General features: G+C 50.9%; 17 protein-coding genes. 7 read left to right on the top strand and 10 right to left on the bottom strand.

Annotated features, from left to right (window positions below; all coding sequences use genetic code 11):
- The first annotated feature begins 62 nt into the window (after window positions 1-62).
- Window positions 63-1,559, top strand: coding sequence for a DUF3612 domain-containing protein (locus tag HMF8227_RS04235; protein ID WP_109339002.1), 1,497 nt, complete (start codon window positions 63-65; stop codon window positions 1,557-1,559).
- 60 nt (window positions 1,560-1,619) lie between these two features.
- On the opposite strand, the gene maiA is transcribed toward HMF8227_RS04235, so the two are convergent.
- From maiA to pspA, 10 genes are all read right to left on the bottom strand, one after another.
- Window positions 1,620-2,273, bottom strand: coding sequence for a maleylacetoacetate isomerase (gene maiA, locus HMF8227_RS04230; RefSeq protein ID WP_109339001.1), 654 nt, complete (start codon window positions 2,271-2,273; stop codon window positions 1,620-1,622).
- Complete coding sequence (locus HMF8227_RS04225; protein WP_109339000.1) at window positions 2,270-3,286, bottom strand: fumarylacetoacetate hydrolase family protein; 1,017 nt, start codon at window positions 3,284-3,286, stop codon at window positions 2,270-2,272. The genes maiA and HMF8227_RS04225 overlap by 4 nt, the downstream gene beginning before the upstream one ends.
- Entirely contained in the window at window positions 3,283-4,425 is a 1,143-nt protein-coding gene (locus tag HMF8227_RS04220; protein WP_109338999.1) for a homogentisate 1,2-dioxygenase, read from the bottom strand. Before HMF8227_RS04220 ends, HMF8227_RS04225 begins: the two co-directional genes overlap by 4 nt.
- On the bottom strand, window positions 4,418-5,497 hold the full coding sequence (gene hppD / locus HMF8227_RS04215; RefSeq protein ID WP_109338998.1) for a 4-hydroxyphenylpyruvate dioxygenase: 1,080 nt from the start codon (window positions 5,495-5,497) through the stop codon (window positions 4,418-4,420). Before hppD ends, HMF8227_RS04220 begins: the two co-directional genes overlap by 8 nt.
- Window positions 5,498-5,712: 215 nt before the next feature.
- On the bottom strand, window positions 5,713-7,269 hold the full coding sequence (tyrR, locus tag HMF8227_RS04210; protein ID WP_109338997.1) for a transcriptional regulator TyrR: 1,557 nt from the start codon (window positions 7,267-7,269) through the stop codon (window positions 5,713-5,715).
- A 144-nt stretch (window positions 7,270-7,413) separates the two neighbouring features.
- Complete coding sequence (locus HMF8227_RS04205; RefSeq protein ID WP_109338996.1) at window positions 7,414-7,752, bottom strand: 4a-hydroxytetrahydrobiopterin dehydratase; 339 nt, start codon at window positions 7,750-7,752, stop codon at window positions 7,414-7,416.
- Between the two features lie 14 nt (window positions 7,753-7,766).
- A complete protein-coding gene (gene phhA / locus HMF8227_RS04200) occupies window positions 7,767-8,564 on the bottom strand; it encodes a phenylalanine 4-monooxygenase (RefSeq protein WP_109341001.1) in 798 nt (265 codons plus the stop codon).
- A 223-nt stretch (window positions 8,565-8,787) separates the two neighbouring features.
- Window positions 8,788-9,207, bottom strand: a complete 420-nt coding sequence (gene pspC, locus HMF8227_RS04195) for an envelope stress response membrane protein PspC (protein WP_109338995.1) — start codon at window positions 9,205-9,207, stop codon at window positions 8,788-8,790.
- Window positions 9,204-9,440 (bottom strand): envelope stress response membrane protein PspB, encoded by a 237-nt coding sequence (gene pspB / locus HMF8227_RS04190; RefSeq protein ID WP_109338994.1) that lies wholly within the window; start codon window positions 9,438-9,440, stop codon window positions 9,204-9,206. Before pspB ends, pspC begins: the two co-directional genes overlap by 4 nt.
- A gap of 19 nt (window positions 9,441-9,459) precedes the next feature.
- A complete protein-coding gene (gene pspA / locus HMF8227_RS04185) occupies window positions 9,460-10,146 on the bottom strand; it encodes a phage shock protein PspA (RefSeq protein WP_109338993.1) in 687 nt (228 codons plus the stop codon).
- A gap of 213 nt (window positions 10,147-10,359) precedes the next feature.
- Between pspA and pspF the strand changes: the two genes are divergently transcribed.
- The 6 genes from pspF to HMF8227_RS04155 are packed head-to-tail and all read left to right on the top strand — an operon-like array spanning window position 10,360 to window position 16,727.
- On the top strand, window positions 10,360-11,427 hold the full coding sequence (gene pspF, locus HMF8227_RS04180) for a phage shock protein operon transcriptional activator (RefSeq protein WP_109338992.1): 1,068 nt from the start codon (window positions 10,360-10,362) through the stop codon (window positions 11,425-11,427).
- Entirely contained in the window at window positions 11,424-13,046 is a 1,623-nt protein-coding gene (gene sapA, locus HMF8227_RS04175; RefSeq protein WP_109338991.1) for an ABC transporter substrate-binding protein SapA, read from the top strand. Before pspF ends, sapA begins: the two co-directional genes overlap by 4 nt.
- Window positions 13,047-14,078: an ABC transporter permease gene (locus HMF8227_RS04170; RefSeq protein WP_109338990.1), complete on the top strand. Its 1,032-nt coding sequence runs from the start codon at window positions 13,047-13,049 to the stop codon at window positions 14,076-14,078. It begins immediately after the preceding gene.
- Window positions 14,065-14,958, top strand: coding sequence for an ABC transporter permease subunit (locus HMF8227_RS04165; protein WP_109338989.1), 894 nt, complete (start codon window positions 14,065-14,067; stop codon window positions 14,956-14,958). The genes HMF8227_RS04170 and HMF8227_RS04165 overlap by 14 nt, the downstream gene beginning before the upstream one ends.
- Window positions 14,959-15,954, top strand: a complete 996-nt coding sequence (locus HMF8227_RS04160) for an oligopeptide/dipeptide ABC transporter ATP-binding protein (protein WP_109338988.1) — start codon at window positions 14,959-14,961, stop codon at window positions 15,952-15,954.
- The gene (locus HMF8227_RS04155; RefSeq protein ID WP_109338987.1) at window positions 15,951-16,727 is read left to right on the top strand and encodes an ATP-binding cassette domain-containing protein; all 777 of its coding nucleotides are present in this window, start codon (window positions 15,951-15,953) and stop codon (window positions 16,725-16,727) included. Before HMF8227_RS04160 ends, HMF8227_RS04155 begins: the two co-directional genes overlap by 4 nt.
- Window positions 16,728-16,807: the final 80 nt, after the last annotated feature.

The raw sequence follows: 16,807 nt of genomic DNA, 5'->3' as shown, positions 1-16,807 counted from the left end.
CAGTCTAGACAATTTTTTACTACAATTTCACAAATAAAATTTCACAATGTAAATTTTACAAAATGACATCACGTAAAAGTCTGATCCGACAATCTCACTTTCTGGGCACTAAGTTGCGTAACTTGCGCAAGCGGCACGGCTTGACCATTGAAGACTTATCCGCTCGCTGTATTCGTATCGACCCTGAATACGCACCTTCGGTCTCCTACCTGTCCATGATTGAGCGCGGAAAGCGTGTGCCCAGCGAGGCCATGCTGGAAGTGATCAGCGAGGTATTTCAAAAACCTCTGCTATGGTTTCTGGACGACGAACCCGCCCCCGAGGCCACGACACCGGCTAAAGGAAACTCGGGCGGAATCAGCGGGATGCCACTGGAACCGGGATTTTTGTTCTCTCAGGACATTCTGCAAATCGCCATTCCCGAGCTGCTTTCTCAAACTGGTGTCAGCGGGCAGCAGTTCGCTCATCTATTGATTCGTGCCTATCAGGAACACCATCAGAACCACTTCCCCGACCTGGAGCGAGCCGCCGAAGACATTGGCCAGCGCCGGATGCCTCTAAGTACTCAGGACTTACTGGAGCTAATCGCGCAGCAAGGCTATAAGGTCGACTGGTTTGATGAACCGGCCCAACCCAAAATGGACAATACTGGGATAACCACCCATCAGCTAAGGTCTTCCTATATGAAGGGTGCCAATACCCTGATGCTGAACCGCCATCTCAAACAGGCCCCAACCCGTTTAAAATACGAACTGGCTACGTATATTGGACGGCGGGTATTGCACCGTAGCGAGTATAATGAACAGTCCATGACCATCGGCGGCAGTCAAAACTGGCAGCAACGCCAGAGCCACAGCCATATTGAAGCCGCCGATGTACTGGCCGCATGGCGGGATTTCGAATGCAGTTTTTTCGCCGGGGCTTTGCTATGCCCTAAGGCACCTTTTCGTCAGTTGCTGGATCGCTATGGCTATAGCATCGATATACACAGGCAGATTGAAGTTTCTCCTGCTGTCGCTATGCGACGTATGACGGCAGTATCATCCTACCCACACTGGCACTATTTCGACGCCTATTCACCGGGTAAATTAAAGGCCGTTTATCGCGGAAACGGCATTCCCCTGCCCTGGGGAAATATGCGCACCGTCGATGATCCTTGCCAGCATTGGGCTGTTTTTCGCAAGCTCAGTGAGTCAAATGCCAACAGCTCAGCACAAATTTCCGTTTTGCACGTCAATGGGCAGCCCAGAATCTACTGCTGTGACTCAGTACGAGTGCAGGATTTGGCAAACAACCCTCATGTGTTATGTGCTGGCATTGATTTAAACCCCGCTCTGGAAGCTCAGGGCCATAACGCCAACGAACTGGCGGAGCTGGTAAAGCAGAACTGCAGTGAAAACGGCGGCTCAGCACTGCTGCCCAGCGCATTGCGCCAGCCTTTAACCTCGGTGGCTAAAATTCTGAATATCGGCTGGATCGAGCAAGGCATGGCATCACCGGCACACCTGATATGCGCAAAAGGCAGTGAATGCCCCAGAAACCCGAGCTGTTATGGATAGATGAGGAGGAGCGATTGAGGAGCCCTGAAGCTAATTTCAGGGCGAAAGTATAGCATTATCTCACTGGGCGTCTGGCTGATTTTCCGGCCGTGCCCGCTCAAACGCGTCCAACTCGAGACAATTGTGGTAGATCTTCTCGATCAACGGATAGGCACTAATATCCACCTTAAAACGCATGGCGTTATAGACCTGAGGGACCAGACAAATATCGGCCAGCGACACATCGAAGCCAAAGCAGTATTTGCCCGCTGTAGTCTGCAAACGCTTTTCAACGGCACTCAGCCCCCGCTGATTCCAGTTTCTGGCCCAGGCGGCCTTGTGTTCATCATCGGCGTTGAAGTCTGCCGAAATTTGCTGCAATACCCGGAGATTCACCAGCGGCTGAACATCACAGGCTAAGTCATAAGACAAGGCCCGCACTCTTGCACGATCTAAACGATGCTCGGGTAAGAGTTCTTCCCCGCTATCGTACCTTTCATGCAAGTACTCGATGATCGCCAGTGACTGGTTAAGAATCACGTCCTCATCTTCGTCGACGAAAGTGGGCACTAACTCGGCCGGATTCAACTGCTGGTAAGAAGTCAGGTGCTGTTCACCGCCGTCTTTGACCAAATGCACCGGCACATAGTCATAGTCCAGTTGTTTCAAATTCAGCGCAATTCGCACCCGGTAACTGGCGGAAGACCGCCAGTAACCATAGAGCTTCAAACTCATCCCTTGTACTCTTTCACTTGCTGATCGATGGCACCAAAGACACTCTCACCATTATCATCCAGCATCTCGATGCGAATCTTATCACCGAACTTCATAAACTGAGTGGATGGCTCACCATCACGAATCGTTTCGATCATCCGGACCTCAGCGATGCAGGAGTAACCCACTCCACCTTCGTCAATGGACGTCCCGTGATCGGTGCCTTGCTTATTGGAAACCGTGCCAGAACCGATAATACTGCCGGCCCCCAGGTTACGGCTCTTAGCGGCATGGGCGATCAACTGGGCAAAATTGAAGGTCATATCGGTGCCCGCATCCGGCTTGCCGAAAGCCTTGTCGTTATAAGTAGACAGCAATGGCAGATGAACCTTGCAGTCTTCCCAGCTTTCCCCCAGCTCATCAGGCGTCACCGCCACTGGCGAAAATGCTGAGGCTGGCTTGGACTGGAAAAAGCCAAAGCCTTTAGCCAGTTCGCCAGGGATAAGGCCGCGCAGAGACACGTCGTTCACCAACATCAGCAAGCGGATATGATTGCCCGCTTCCTCCGGGGTACAGCCCATGGGCACGTCACCGGTAACCACTGCCACCTCACCTTCAAAATCAATGCCCCATTCATCAGAGGGCAGTTCAATATCCTCCTGCGGTCCAATAAAGTCATCAGAACCACCTTGGTACATCAGAGGATCGCTCCAGAAGCTTTCCGGCATCTCGGCACCCCGTGCTTTGCGCACCAGCTCCACATGGTTTACATAAGCACTGCCATCAGCCCACTGATAGGCCCGGGGCAAAGGCGACTCACACTGAGCCGGGTCAAAGGACATCACATCGTCCAACTGACCGATATTCAATGCGTGATAGGTAGCCTGCAGGTGCATGGCCACCGTATCCCAGTTATCCAGGGCTTCTTGCATGGTAGAAGCAATGTGTGTCACAGCCACAGCGGATTTCAGATCTTTACTGACAATCACCAGTTGGCCGTCGCGAGTATCGTTTTTTAGCGTTGCGAGTTTCATTGATTATTAGGCTCTTCTTTCCAGCTATTTACGTAGTCGTGGTTTTCAACTTGGGATGCCGGTTCGCCAATTTCAAGGGCGTCCCGGGTATCCAACATAACCGCGACCTCGTCGGTGAATTTTTTACGATGCTCCAAACCGGCTTTAAAAGCCTTAGGATGCGGGCCATGGGTGAACCCGGCCGGGTGGAACGTAACCATCCCGCGCTCAATATTATCGCGACTGAAAAAGTCTCCCTCATGATAGAACAAAACTTCATCGAAATCGTCATTGTTATGATAAAACGGCACTTTCAAAGCACCGGGATCACTCTCAATAGGCCGGGGCACAAAAGTGCAGACCACAAAGCGATTGGCGACAAAGGTGGTGTGTGCCGATGGCGGCAGGTGATAGCGATGGCTCATAAGGGGCCGGATATCACGCCAGTTTATTCGTACCGCAGCGACCTCACCGTGCCAACCGATAGCGTCCAACGGGTTGTAGGGGTAGGTAATCACTGACACCTGATTGTGACGCTTGACCGCCACTTGCCAGTGGTTCTCGTCTTGCTGATCCAAAAATGTCTGATTGATTTCAGGCGTATCCAGCATGGCCGGGTCAAAAATGGCCTGAGGGCCTAACAGTCCTTTATCTGGCAGCTGGAAGCTGTCATTAGTGGCTTCAATCATCAAAAGCTGCATGGAACCGGCAGGCTCTAAGCGCCACATGGTCGAGCGTGGCAACACCAGATAATCACCTTTATTCAGGTGAAGGTGCCCATAATCGCAGAACAATTCACCATGCCCCTCATGCACAAACAACAACTGATCTCCATCAGCATTGCGGGCCAGACTGCTCATAGCCTTATTACAGTGCCACAATCGCATCTGACAATGGGCATTGGACAGAATCAGCGGCGCCTGCCACGGGCTATCCATGGCTACATCATTAAGCTGATTTAAGTCAAACAGTCGAGGCCTTAACGGCCCCTCCCAATGACTCCAGCCCGTGGGGGCATGCTTATGATGGAAGTGGGTAGCCGGTCCGAAAAAGCCGCTCCGGCCCACCTCTCTCTCAAAGATGGCCTCTTGCGGAAAGTCCGCATGAGCCTGGCGCGACACCTTACCCTGTTGACGGGGAAAGGTGATCCACTTACGCATCGTTCAACACTCCACGACGAATCTGATCCAGCTCAATGGATTCAAACAGAGCCTTAAAGTTTCCTTCACCGAAACCTTCGTTGCCCTTCCGCTGAATAATTTCGAAAAATACTGGCCCGATTACGGTATCGGTGAAAATCTGCAGCAAAATACCGTCTTTCATCGGCGCACCATCGATCAGAATTTTCTGCTTCTGTAATTCGGCCAAGTCTTCGCCATGACCAGGCACCCGTTCATCCACCTTCTCGTAGTAGGTGTCCGGTGTATCCATAAAGTTCATGCCGCGGTCACGTAACTGACGAACTGTTTCATAGATATTGTCAGTGGCAAGCGCAATATGCTGAATCCCTTCACCGTTATACTCGCGGATAAACTCTTCAATTTGCGATTTTTCATCAGAGGACTCATTGATCGGGATGCGGATCTTGCCACAAGGCCCAGTCATTGCCTTACTGACCAGTCCGGTTAGCTTGCCCTCAATATCGAAATAGCGGATTTCGCGGAAGTTACCGATGTTCTCATAAAAGTCGGCCCAGACTTTCATGTTGCCGCGCTTCACGTTATGAGTCAGGTGGTCAACAAAGTCCAGTCCCGTATCTGCATCCTGCATGCGCTGCTGCCAATCATCGTAGAAATTGAAGTCCACCTCATAGATGCTGCCCTTATCGCCGTAGCGGTCCACGAAATACAGGGTGCTCTCACCGATACCGTACACAGCAGGAATCATCAGTTCCATTGCGCCAAGGTTTCCCTGGAACTGCTTAGCACCATTGGCCAGTGCGTGCTCCAGAGCCTTAGCGGCATCTTTAACCCGCCAGGCCATGCCACAGACGCTGGGCCCATGCTCACGGGCGAATTCTTCCGCCTGGGATGAAGGTTGAGCATTCACAATAAAATTGATATCGCCTTGCTTATACAGCCAGACTTCTTTTGAGCGGTGCTTGGCCACCTCAGCAAAGCCCAGGCAAGAAAACAGGTGCTTCAGATCCGCAATGCCTTTGTCATCGGCGGCGGTATATTCCACAAATTCAAAACCGTCAGTACCAAGAGGATTGTAGCTTTGTTCAGTCATGGTCTTTCTCACTCAAATTCGAAAATTGAAAAACTAGGGACTGGTAATAGACAACAAAGCATGGCAAAAGAGAAGAAAGCTTGCCCCGTCAGTTTTTAACCAAACCACAAAGATATCGTAACGTATCTTTTACAACCCAGCGCTGGAAACTAACTCTTTGAATAAAAAGAAAATAGTGCATTAAAAAAGGGAGCTGCCAGCTCCCTTTTTTGGAATCAAATCTTTACAGTCTTCTTGTTAATGCCGTATTCGCGCAACTTGTTGGCGATAGCGGTATGGCTCAGTCCCAGTTTCTTGGCTAACTGGCGAGTGCTGGGGTAGCTGGGATAAAGCTGACGCAGCAGATCCCGCTCAAATCGCTTCACTTCCTGATCCAGAGTGCCTTTGATCTCCTCTGGGAAGTAGGTCTTGGATCCCGTGGTGCCCGGCAGCTCAATGTCATCCTTAGACAGCTCTGACTTTTCCAATAGGGTCAGCGCCCGATAGATAGCGTTTTCCAGTTGACGCACATTGCCGGGCCATGGATAAGACTGCAGCAACTCCACCGCCGAACGATTCAGCTTAGGCGCCTTTCGTCCCAACTGACGACTGTGCAGCTGCATAAAGCTCTCGGTCAGGCCAATTATGTCCTGCTTTCGCTGGCGCAGCGGTGGCATCGTCAGGGTGAGTACATTAAGACGATAATAGAGATCCTCACGAAATTTCTCTTCCTGTACCAGTTGACTTAAATCACTCTGCGTCACCGATATGATCCGAAGATTGACGGTCACTTCCTTATCACCGCCGACACGTCTGAAAGAACCGTCCTGTAAAAAGCGCAGCAACTTACTTTGCAAGTGAGGTGACATGCTGCCCACCTCATCAAGCAATAAGGTGCCGTTTTCCGCTTGCTCCAGCAAACCGGAGCGAGCTTCATTGTTACCATAAGCACCGGATGCACAACCAAACAGTTCCAGTTCAACCATATCATCAGGAATGGACGCACAGTTCAGTACCACGAATTCGTTTTCGGCGCGACGGCTACCTTCATGACAAGCACGTGCTAACTGCTCCTTACCGGTACCGGTCTCACCACAAATCAGCAAGGGTGCGTCCAGTTCGGCCATCTTTTGTGCTTCCCTGACCACTCTTTTCATCGACGGACTACTCGTTTGTAGCCGCGCAAATGAATGGGTTGTTGGCTGGATTAAAGCGTTCATTTGCTGGCCCAGGCGGTGCTCCGATTTTAACACCACCACCGCACCGGCCAAGATAGATACGCCTTCCGTGTCCGGCACATCGATGGGCAATAAGTCCACCAGGTAATCCTGCTCAATAAACTTAACCTTATGGGTTTGAGCCAGCACCTCATCGCCTTCTAACCAGCGGTGGAAGTTAAAGCCTTGGATAAACTGCTCGATATCCTGATCGACGATCTCGTCATAAGACGATTCCAGGCTGTTCACCACAGCCTCGTTCGCCACCACAATATTGCCTCTGGTATCGATAGAAAAGACGGGGTCCGGCAGGGTTCTTAGTAAGGCTCTGAGCTGATGTTGCTCGCGTTCACCAGGCATAAACGGCGTAGTTTTCACATCATCAATACCAGGAATGCGCCGGATTCGCGGCATCAGATGCTGGAAGTCTTCGAAGTCGATATTGGGAAAGTGCAGGTAGATCTTACCACCGGTGACGATCTCGATCCCTCGCAGATCGATCTCATACTCTACTAAAATATCCAACACATCTTGTGTAATGCCTAACCTGTCCTGACAACTAATTTCCAAACGCATCGCTTGCAGATCCCGTCTCTTATATAACTGATAAAATTTTTTGTAGCGTTTTGTAGCAATTCTTTGGCTAAGAGGGAAGGATTAAATCGCCTTACAGGGCTTAGGTCGAGGGGAGTATCTCCCCTCGACGGGCTTGTTAGCTATTTATTTCAATAACTTATCGGTCTTGGCAGCACAGATAAAATCATTTTTGTGCAGGCCGTGAATGGCATGCGTCCACCAAGTAACCGTCACCTTGCCCCACTCCACCAGAATCGCTGGATGATGCCCTTCCTCTTCCGCCAGCTCACCTACCTCATTGGCAAAGCTGAGTGCCTGACGGAAATTCTTAAACTTAAACCCGCGTTCCAATTGCATAATTCCTTCACGCACTTTGGTTTCCCAATCAGGGATCTCACGGATCAGAGTGGCCAGTTCTTCTTCGTCCACCTTAGGCGCATCGGCGCGGCAGGCTTCACATTTTTGTTGGCTTAATTCGCTCATATTCACCCCTTTAATTAGCTTGCTTTTTGTTTCGGCGGAAATTTCGGCTCATACAAGCCTAGTGACTTCGCCTTTTCCACCAGAGACATAATGTCTGACTCAGCGATATTAAACAGTTCTTTGAACTCACCGAGTATGTAGTAAACTGGCTGCATTATATCAATCCGATAGGGCGTCCTAAGCGCATCTAAAGGATCCAGCGGGTATCGCTCAGCTTTGTCGCTGTCCAACGCATAAAGGGTTTCTCCCGGCGAAGACAATATACCGCCGCCATAGATTCTTAGATCACCTTTTTGTTTCACCAACCCAAACTCCACGGTGAACCAATACAGGCGTGCAAGAAAAACACGATCTTTTTTATCGGCGGCATAGCCCAGCTTACCGTAGGTATGCGTAAAGTGGGCAAAGTCCGGGTTAGTCAGTAGCGGGCAGTGACCAAAAACTTCATGAAATATGTCCGGCTCCTGAAGATAGTCAAACTCCTCACGGGAACGAATAAAGGTCGCCACCGGAAACTGCTTATTTGCCAGCAGACGGAAAAACTCATCGAAGGGGATCAGGGCTGGTACCTGAGCCACATTCCAGCCCGTTTCACGCTCCAGAACCCGATTGAGTTCGTATAACTGAGGAATACGGTCTTTGGGCATATCCAGCAGTTCAATCCCCTGCATATACTCATCACAGGCACGATCAGGCAACAGTTTCATCTGCCGCTCAACCAATTCCTGCCAGATGCGGTTTTCCTCCTCGCTCCAGTGGATGATGCCTTCGGCATCAGGCTCTTTGGATACATAGGTGGTTTGTTGTTTCATAACATCGTCCATCGTTGACCAATGTACGGCACTTTAGACAGTTTTTTCATTATTATTCTCAGTGCCAGTAGAGGATTGGGAGTCTACGTATTTCGATGCTGGGGAACAGCTACTGCCGAGGGATAAGACTTACACGGTTGTAACAATATATTTACATTGTGTATTCAAAGCCATCAACAAAAAAGCCAGCACAATGGCTGGCTCAAGGGGGAGATGTCGAGTGCTACAAACGGTCAATTTCTCGATGCAACTGGAACTCAGAAGAAGTGACATAAGTCTCCATTGCCCTGAGCCGATGTTCCAGGTGTTCAAAGCGGTGCTTAATATCCTGAAAAGCATGGCGCGGGGATTCACCGGCACGCCAAACGCGGGATTTAATCTCCACCGCTTCCTCGTCACTGCTCTGCCAGCCCTTACCAAAGGACGAGTCCTGAGTCTCTGCATTACTGGCCGGAGCCTTATCCAGAATAAACCAGGCCGCAATATAAGCGATGACGAAGAATGGGCCAGCCAATAACACCGCCGACACCAATGCAATGCGAATTAACCATACTTCCCAGCCAAAGTAGTCGGCCAGGCCGGCGCATACGCCGGCAATCTTGCCCTTCTGCGGGTGTCGATACAATTCACCGTTACGTTTCATGCTCGATTCCTCCACTGTGGACTTTCCGCGTCCAATATGGCCTCCAGGGTCTTGATGCGCTCGCCCATGGCCTCGGCCTGATGCGATAACGCTTTCATCTCGGCGACTTCTTGCTCGGATAACCCCTGTGACATCTTACGCTTACTGCGGTAATGCAGTATCAGCCAGATGGGCGCCACAAAAATCATAAATATAATTATCGGCGCCACGATAATACCTATCACATCTTCCATTACGAACTCCCCAACTCAGTTACTTGGACTTAGACTCTGACTTACTGCCTTTACCTTTCACACGCTTTTTCAGAGCCTCCAGTTCGCTACTGACTTTTTCGTCGGCTTCCAGTGCTGCAAATTCGTCATCCAGTGTTTTCTTACCTAAGTCGTAAGATTCCACCTGGCTCTCTATATCGTCAATCTTGCGCTCGTAGCGTTCAAAACGATCCATGGCATCATGCATTTTACCACTGTCCAGATTTCGCTTAATTTCCAGGCGTGATTCTGCAGTCTGCTTACGCATCAGAATGGATTTCTGACGAGCCTTGGCATCGGCCAGTTTTTCTTGTAGCTGGCTTATCTCATTCTGTAGTTTGCCAATCTGCTCTTCCACCAACAGCAGCTCATTTTTTAAATTTTGCGCGTAATCTTCGGCCTTCTGCTTTTCAGTCAACGCCGCACGCGCCAGATCCTCGCGATCTTTGCTCAGAGCTAACTCTGCTTTGGCTTCCCATTCCTCAGCCTGCTTTTCCAGCTTGCTAATCTGATGGTTGATCTCCTTTTTGTTCGCCAATGACTTGGCAGAAGTGGAGCGCACCTCCACCAGCGTGTCTTCCATCTCCTGAATAATCAGGCGCACCATTTTTTCCGGATCTTCCGCTTTATCCAACAGAGCGTTTATGTTCGAATTTACAATATCGCTAAAACGAGAAAAAATACCCATAATCTACGACCTCGTTAGTTGTTGAGATTGGGTTGTCAGCGTAATCGCTCACAACGGCCTGCCCTACTAATACAATTACCAGGCCAGTTTTTTCACAGTATGTAACATCATGATTTAACGGTTTTTTTCTAATTGCTACCCTTTTAGCCCTCAGTAGCATATTATTAGGATCAACCACATATTAGTCATTTAGACCAACTTTTGAGGAACGCAGTGAGCCGCTTTCGTCAGCAAGACAACATTATCGGTCAGTCCAATGCTTTTTTAGAAGTACTCGAGCGGGTCTCACAGATCGCTCCCCTTACAAAACCCGTACTGATCATCGGCGAACGAGGTACCGGTAAGGAGCTGATCGCCGCAAGACTGCATTACCTCTCCGAGCGCTGGGACCAATCCTACCACAAGCTAAACTGCGCTGCCCTGAACGAAAACCTGTTGGAAAGTGAACTTTTCGGCCATGAAGCCGGAGCCTTCACCGGCGCAAGTAAACGACATCAAGGGCGTTTCGAAGCCGCTCATGGGGGCACTCTGTTTTTGGACGAATTAGCCAATACCTCAGCACTCATCCAGGAAAAACTGTTGCGCGTAATTGAATACGGCGAATTCGAACGGGTAGGCGGCTCCCGAACCATCAAGGCTGATGTGCGCTTAGTGGCTGCCACCAACGAAGACTTACCCAGCCTAGCTGAGCAGGGTGAGTTTCGCGCAGACTTACTGGATCGGCTCGCATTTGATGTCATTACTCTTCCTCCCCTGAGAGAGAGGCGGGATGATATTCTGCTATTAGCGGAAACTTTTGCTATCAATATGGCCCGGGAACTGGATATGGAGTTATTCAGCGGTTTTTCCGAAAAGGCCAAGCAAACCCTACTGGACTATCACTGGCCGGGCAATGTGCGTGAGCTGAAAAACGTGGTGGAGCGAGCGGTTTATCGCTGTCAGAACCCACATTTACCGGTCAGTGAGATCCAGCTCGATCCTTTTGAGTCACCATTTCGCCCTCGAGCTTCCAGACCAAGTTCTGTTGAAGAGGAACAGATACCCACCTCTGTTCCACCAGTAGAAAAGGATAATGCTGCATCTCAACCACGCCCTGAATTCCCAGTAGACTTAAAAGCGGAGAGTCAGTCCTTTGAAATCGAACTGATCCAGCAAGCCTTAAAGCACAGTCAGTATAATCAGAAGAAAACCGCTCAGAAACTCGGACTGACCTACCATCAGCTGCGCGGCTATTTAAAAAAATATAACTTGCTGGAAACCGGAGCGTCGAGCGCCTCATGAGTGATTATCGCCTGCTATTGCTGCTCATGCCGCTACTCACCTTCATCGCTGGGTGCGAGCAACAATCCACCCGGCAATTGGCCCAGAAAGGGCTGGTTTACTGCTCCGAGGGCAATCCTGCTACCTTTAATCCCCAATTGGATATTTCAGGCATCACGGTCGATGCTACCTCCCACCAGCTCTATAACCGCCTGATCCGTTACAACCCTGAAACCGGTCAGCTAGAACCGGAACTGGCGACGAGTTGGTTGTTGAGAGACGACGGGGTGACTTATGAATTTCAGTTACGCAAAGACGTTCCGTTCCACTCCACTCCCTATTTTACCCCGACTCGTAACTTTAATGTCGATGATGTAATTTTCACCTTTGATCGCTGGCGTATGCTCAGCCACAACTATCATAATGTGTCTGGGGGCAGTTACCCCTATTTTGAAAGCCTGGAACTCAGTCAGGTGGTAGAAGAAGTCAGCCGGATCAACGGCTACCGAGTTAAAATAAAGCTCAGTCATCCAGACAGTTCTTTTCTGGCCTCGCTGGCGACGGACTTCGCCATTATCCTTTCGGCCGAATATGCCGAATACCTGGAAGACGAGGAGTTGGATAAGTCCCTTATCGATCGTCGCCCTATTGGTACAGGTCCCTACAAATTTGCCAGCTTCCAGCGTAACAGTCATATCCGCTATTTTCGTCATCCTGACTACTGGGCCGGCCCCGCAAAGCCTGAGCAACTGCTGTATGACATAACCCCTACCAGTTCCATGCGCCTGGCCAAGTTAATCACTGGCGAATGCGATGTCGCGGCTTATCCGGCCCAAACCGAATTAAAGGTAATACAGGAACACCCGGAGCTGACCCTGGATGAGCTTCCGGGCCTTAATGTCGGCTTTTGGGCCTTCAACACCAAGCGCCCCCCGTTCGACAATCCTAAGGTTCGGCGAGCCCTGGCTATGGCCATCGATAAGGAAACTCTGTTAGATGCCGTTTATTTTGACAGTGCGGTACGGGCTAAAGGCATTTTACCCCCCACTTCGTGGGCCTATGATCAGACTCAGCAAGAGGTGAATTACAATCCTGTCAGGGCCAGACAATTGCTGGAGGAAGCAGGCTTTGGTGAAGGGTTTTCCATGAATATTTGGGCCTTACCCGTTCAGCGCCCATACAATCCCAACGCGCGAAAAATGGCGGAAATCATGCAGCGCTATCTGGCCGAGATTGGCGTCAGTGCCCGTATAATCAGTTACGAATGGAGCAACTTCCGCGAGCGTCTCCGGGCCATGCAGCATGATTCTGTACTGATCGGCTGGTCGGCCGATAACGTCGACCCGGATAATTTTTATCGTCCGCTGCTCAGCTGCCCCGCCGTAGACTCAGGCTCTAATCGCGCCAACTGGTGCCATCCGGAATTCGATAAAGTACTGGAACAGGCTTTGATGAGCGCGGACAAACAACAGCGAACGGCTCTGTACCGTCAGGCCAATCAGATTCTTAACGACCAAATGCCATTGGTCCCCCTGGCTCATGCTTATCGGTTTCAGGCCTATCGCAAGGCGGTGCGAAACCTGCCAATTCTGCCCTTTGGCGGGATTGCGTTTGGCGGTGTTAGCAAGGAGGAGCGGTAAGTGCTCTATTATCTATTACGCCGAATAAACTTGCTGCTGGTCACGTTACTGATCCTGACTCTGGCATCCTACGCTTTGGTATTTCTGTTTCCGGGCGACCCTATTACCAATCTTACCGGCATCAGCGACACCCACAGCGCGGCTTACCAACGCCAAAGCTTTGCCTATAACCTGACTCAAGGCTGGTGGCAAGGCTATATCACCTATATGCAAGACTTGCTAAGTGGTCAGTGGGGGTTGAGTATGAGTACCGGTAAATCGGTGTTTGCCGATATTGGCGCTCACCTCCCAGCCAGTATCGAACTGGCCATGTACGCCATGCTGGTATCAGTCTTTGTCAGCCTGCCTCTGGGCATTATTGCGGGGCTAAGACACGGCAGGCATACCGACTCAATGGTATTAGGAGCCAGTCTGGTGGGTTACTCCATGCCGGTGTTCTGGCTAGCGCTGATTATGATTTTGGTATTCTCTCTGCAGCTGGGGCTGCTGCCTATTTCCGGCCGTATCAGCCTCCTGTACGACGTTCCAGCTGAGACCGGCTTCATTCTGCTGGACATTCTCACCTCTGACTTACCCAATCAAGATGCGGCCTTTAACGACGCACTCCGGCACCTGATCTTACCCACGTTGTCGGTATCCATCGTCACCAGCGCCATGATTATCCGTCTGACCCGCCGCTCAGTCGTTGATGTGATGCGTCGGGATTACATCAAAGCGGCCTACGCAAAAGGCCTCACCCAGTGGCAGGTACTCTGGCGCCACGGCCTTAAAAACGCATTAATGCCAATTATGCCGCAGCTCGCGATGCAGTTTACTGTGCTATTGACCAATGCCATGATCGTGGAGGTTATCTTCTCCTGGCCCGGTATTGGCGAGTGGCTGGTACAAGCTATCTATATGCGCGACTACCCGGCTATTCGAGGCGGCATGCTGGTCGTGTCGGCACTGGTGATCATGTTTACTATTGCTATCGATGTGTTTATGCGAGCCTTCTATCCACTCAGCAAGAGGCAGATCCATGCCCAAGTTTAGTTTTTATCTGGATGAAGAGTTCCCCTCCCCCTTCCAGCAAACCTGGCAGGAGCTGAACAATAACCATGTTGCCCTCGCAGGCATCTGGTGTTTGGGCATCTTTGTTTTACTCGCCATCATAGGCCCACTGCTTATGCCTTATGGACCTTACGAGCAAAACACCAACACCATATTGCTACCTCCGGCCTGGGATGCCAACGGCAATATCACACATGTTTTCGGCACCGACAGTCTGGGTAGGGATATCCTGACGCGAGTGCTCTATGGCTGTCGTATCACACTTGGGACCAGCCTGATTATGGTCATTTGTGCCATGCTGATCGGCTGCACCATCGGCGCTTATGCGGGAATGGTGCGGGGCCTCAGATCCAGTCTGCTCAATCACTTGCTGGATGCCGTAATGGCCATCCCAACCTTGCTGATAGCCATTATCATTGTCGCAATATTGGGTACCGGCCTGGTTAACAGCGCCTGGGCCATTATGCTGGCGTTAATCCCCCAGTTTATTCATCATACTCGCGGCCTGGTCAGCAGTCAGATGCACAAGGATTATGTTATTGCCGCTCGCCTGGACGGCGCAGGTAACTGGCGCGTGCTGAGAAAGGGCATCTTACCCAACATGATTGAAATGCTGGTAGTCCAGGGGACGATGGCGCTCTCCATTGCCATACTGGATATTACCGCACTGGGCTTTTTGAATTTAGGCGCTCAGGCGCCCTCACCCGAATTAGGCTCCATGCTATCCGACACCTTAAAAATCGCTTATATCGCCCCTTGGAGCCTGGCAATTCCCGGCGCCGCAATCTTCTTACTGGTACTATCGGTTAACCTCATTGGTGATGGCCTGCGTACGGCCTTAAGAAAACGGCTGGAGCAATAGATGCCGCTACTGGATATTAAAAATCTGACTCTGGAGATCGATAGCCCGGTGGGCTGGGTCAAGGCACTGGATAAGATAAGCCTGACCGTCGATCGCTCCGAAATCCGCGCGCTGGTGGGGGAGTCCGGCTCTGGCAAAAGCCTGATTGTCAAAGCCATTGTTGGCGCCCTGCCCGAACAATGGCGGGTTACTGCCGATCGAATGCAATGGAAAGGCAAAGACTTACTGTCCATGTCGGCCAAGGAGCGACGTCATATCACCCGACATGAGATCTCGGTCATACTGCAAAACCCGGTGGCTGCGCTAGACCCCTCGGCCAAATTGCATGAGCAGATCGAAGAGAGTATTCCGGATAATATGCTCGACCGGGCCTGGTTCTGGCAACGCCGGGAGCAGCGCCGTATCCTGGCGGTCCAGCAATTGCACAAGGTGGGTATTAAACACCATGAGGAGTACATGGATTCTTACCCCCACGAAGTGCCGGAAGATATCTGCCAGAAGTTCTATATCGCCATGGCGCTGGTATCCAAGCCCGAGTTGCTGATCGCGGATAACCCGACGATGGGCATGGAGCCCACATCCAAGGTTCAGGTGGTTAAACTACTGAACAAGCTCAATAAGACACGCTCCTTGAGCCTGCTGTTTGTCAGTCATGACCTTCAGGCCATTTTCTCCATAGCCAAAAGCCTGACCGTGCTCTATTGCGGACAAACGGTGGAAAGCGGGCCGCTGGATAAGATCCGCAAGCGTCCATTACACCCCTATACCAATGCACTGCTGGAGAGTGCTCCGAGCTTTCGGCGCGAATTACCACCAAAATCACCGCTCAGCTGTCTGGATGGCACCATTCCCACGCTGCAACATTTGCCCATCGGCTGTCGCTTGGGCCCCCGTTGCCCCAGAGCCCAAAAAGCCTGTGTTAAGATGCCAGCAACCCGTCGCATTCATGATCATAACTATGCCTGCCACTTTCCATTGCACCGAGGTCACAAATGACCCCCTTGCTCAGCGTCTCTAATTTAAGCTTTCACCCGAAGCGCCACTGGCTCAGTGGTGGCAGTGAGGACTTCGTGTTAGCGCCGGTGAACTTTGAGCTCCATCAGGGGGAGACCATGGCCATTATCGGTGAAAATGGTTCGGGGAAGTCTTTGCTAGCAAGGCTGCTTGTGGGCGTAGAGACACCAAGTGGAGGGCAAATAGCACTAAATGGCGAGACACTGGTGCATTCAAACCGGCGTTTGCGTTATCAGCGTATTCGCATGATCTTCCAGCACAGTAAGGGCTCCCTCAATCCAGCTCTTACCCTGGGCGTCCAGTTAGAAGAAGCCTTGTTACTTAACACCCAACTGGATGAACAGGAACGCCAACGCAAGATCCAACAGGTGCTCACTCAGGTGGGACTGTTGCCTGATCATCAGCACTTCTATCGTCATATGCTCTCAGAGGGTCAGCATCAGCGAGCCGCAATCGCCCGAGCTTTGATACTGGACCCTGAAATTGTTATCGCCGATGAGCCCTTCGCGGCCCTGGATCCCTCGGTGCGCTCCCAAACCGTGAACCTGCTTTTGAAATTACAAAAAGACCTCGGTATTGGTTTTATCTTTATTTCCCATAATCTGGGGATTGTCAGACACATGAGTGACCGGGTATTGGTACTGTCACAAGGCAAGGTGGTGGAGTCCGGCAAATCGGAAGTGGTATTTAGCTGGCCAAAATCAGAATGTACCCAAAAGCTGATGTACGCGTATCAGTCGCTGACACAAAAATAACCATTATCACATCGTCTCGAATTGCTCCCTGCATTCTCGGCATACCATCCATCCCTGGATATCGCCTCGAATTGCTCCCT

This window comes from Saliniradius amylolyticus, from assembly GCF_003143555.1.
In the GTDB taxonomy this organism is placed as follows: Bacteria; Pseudomonadota; Gammaproteobacteria; order Enterobacterales; family Alteromonadaceae; genus Saliniradius; species Saliniradius amylolyticus.
Note: the sequence above shows the minus strand (reverse complement) of the source record. Positions and strands in the feature narration are given on the sequence as shown.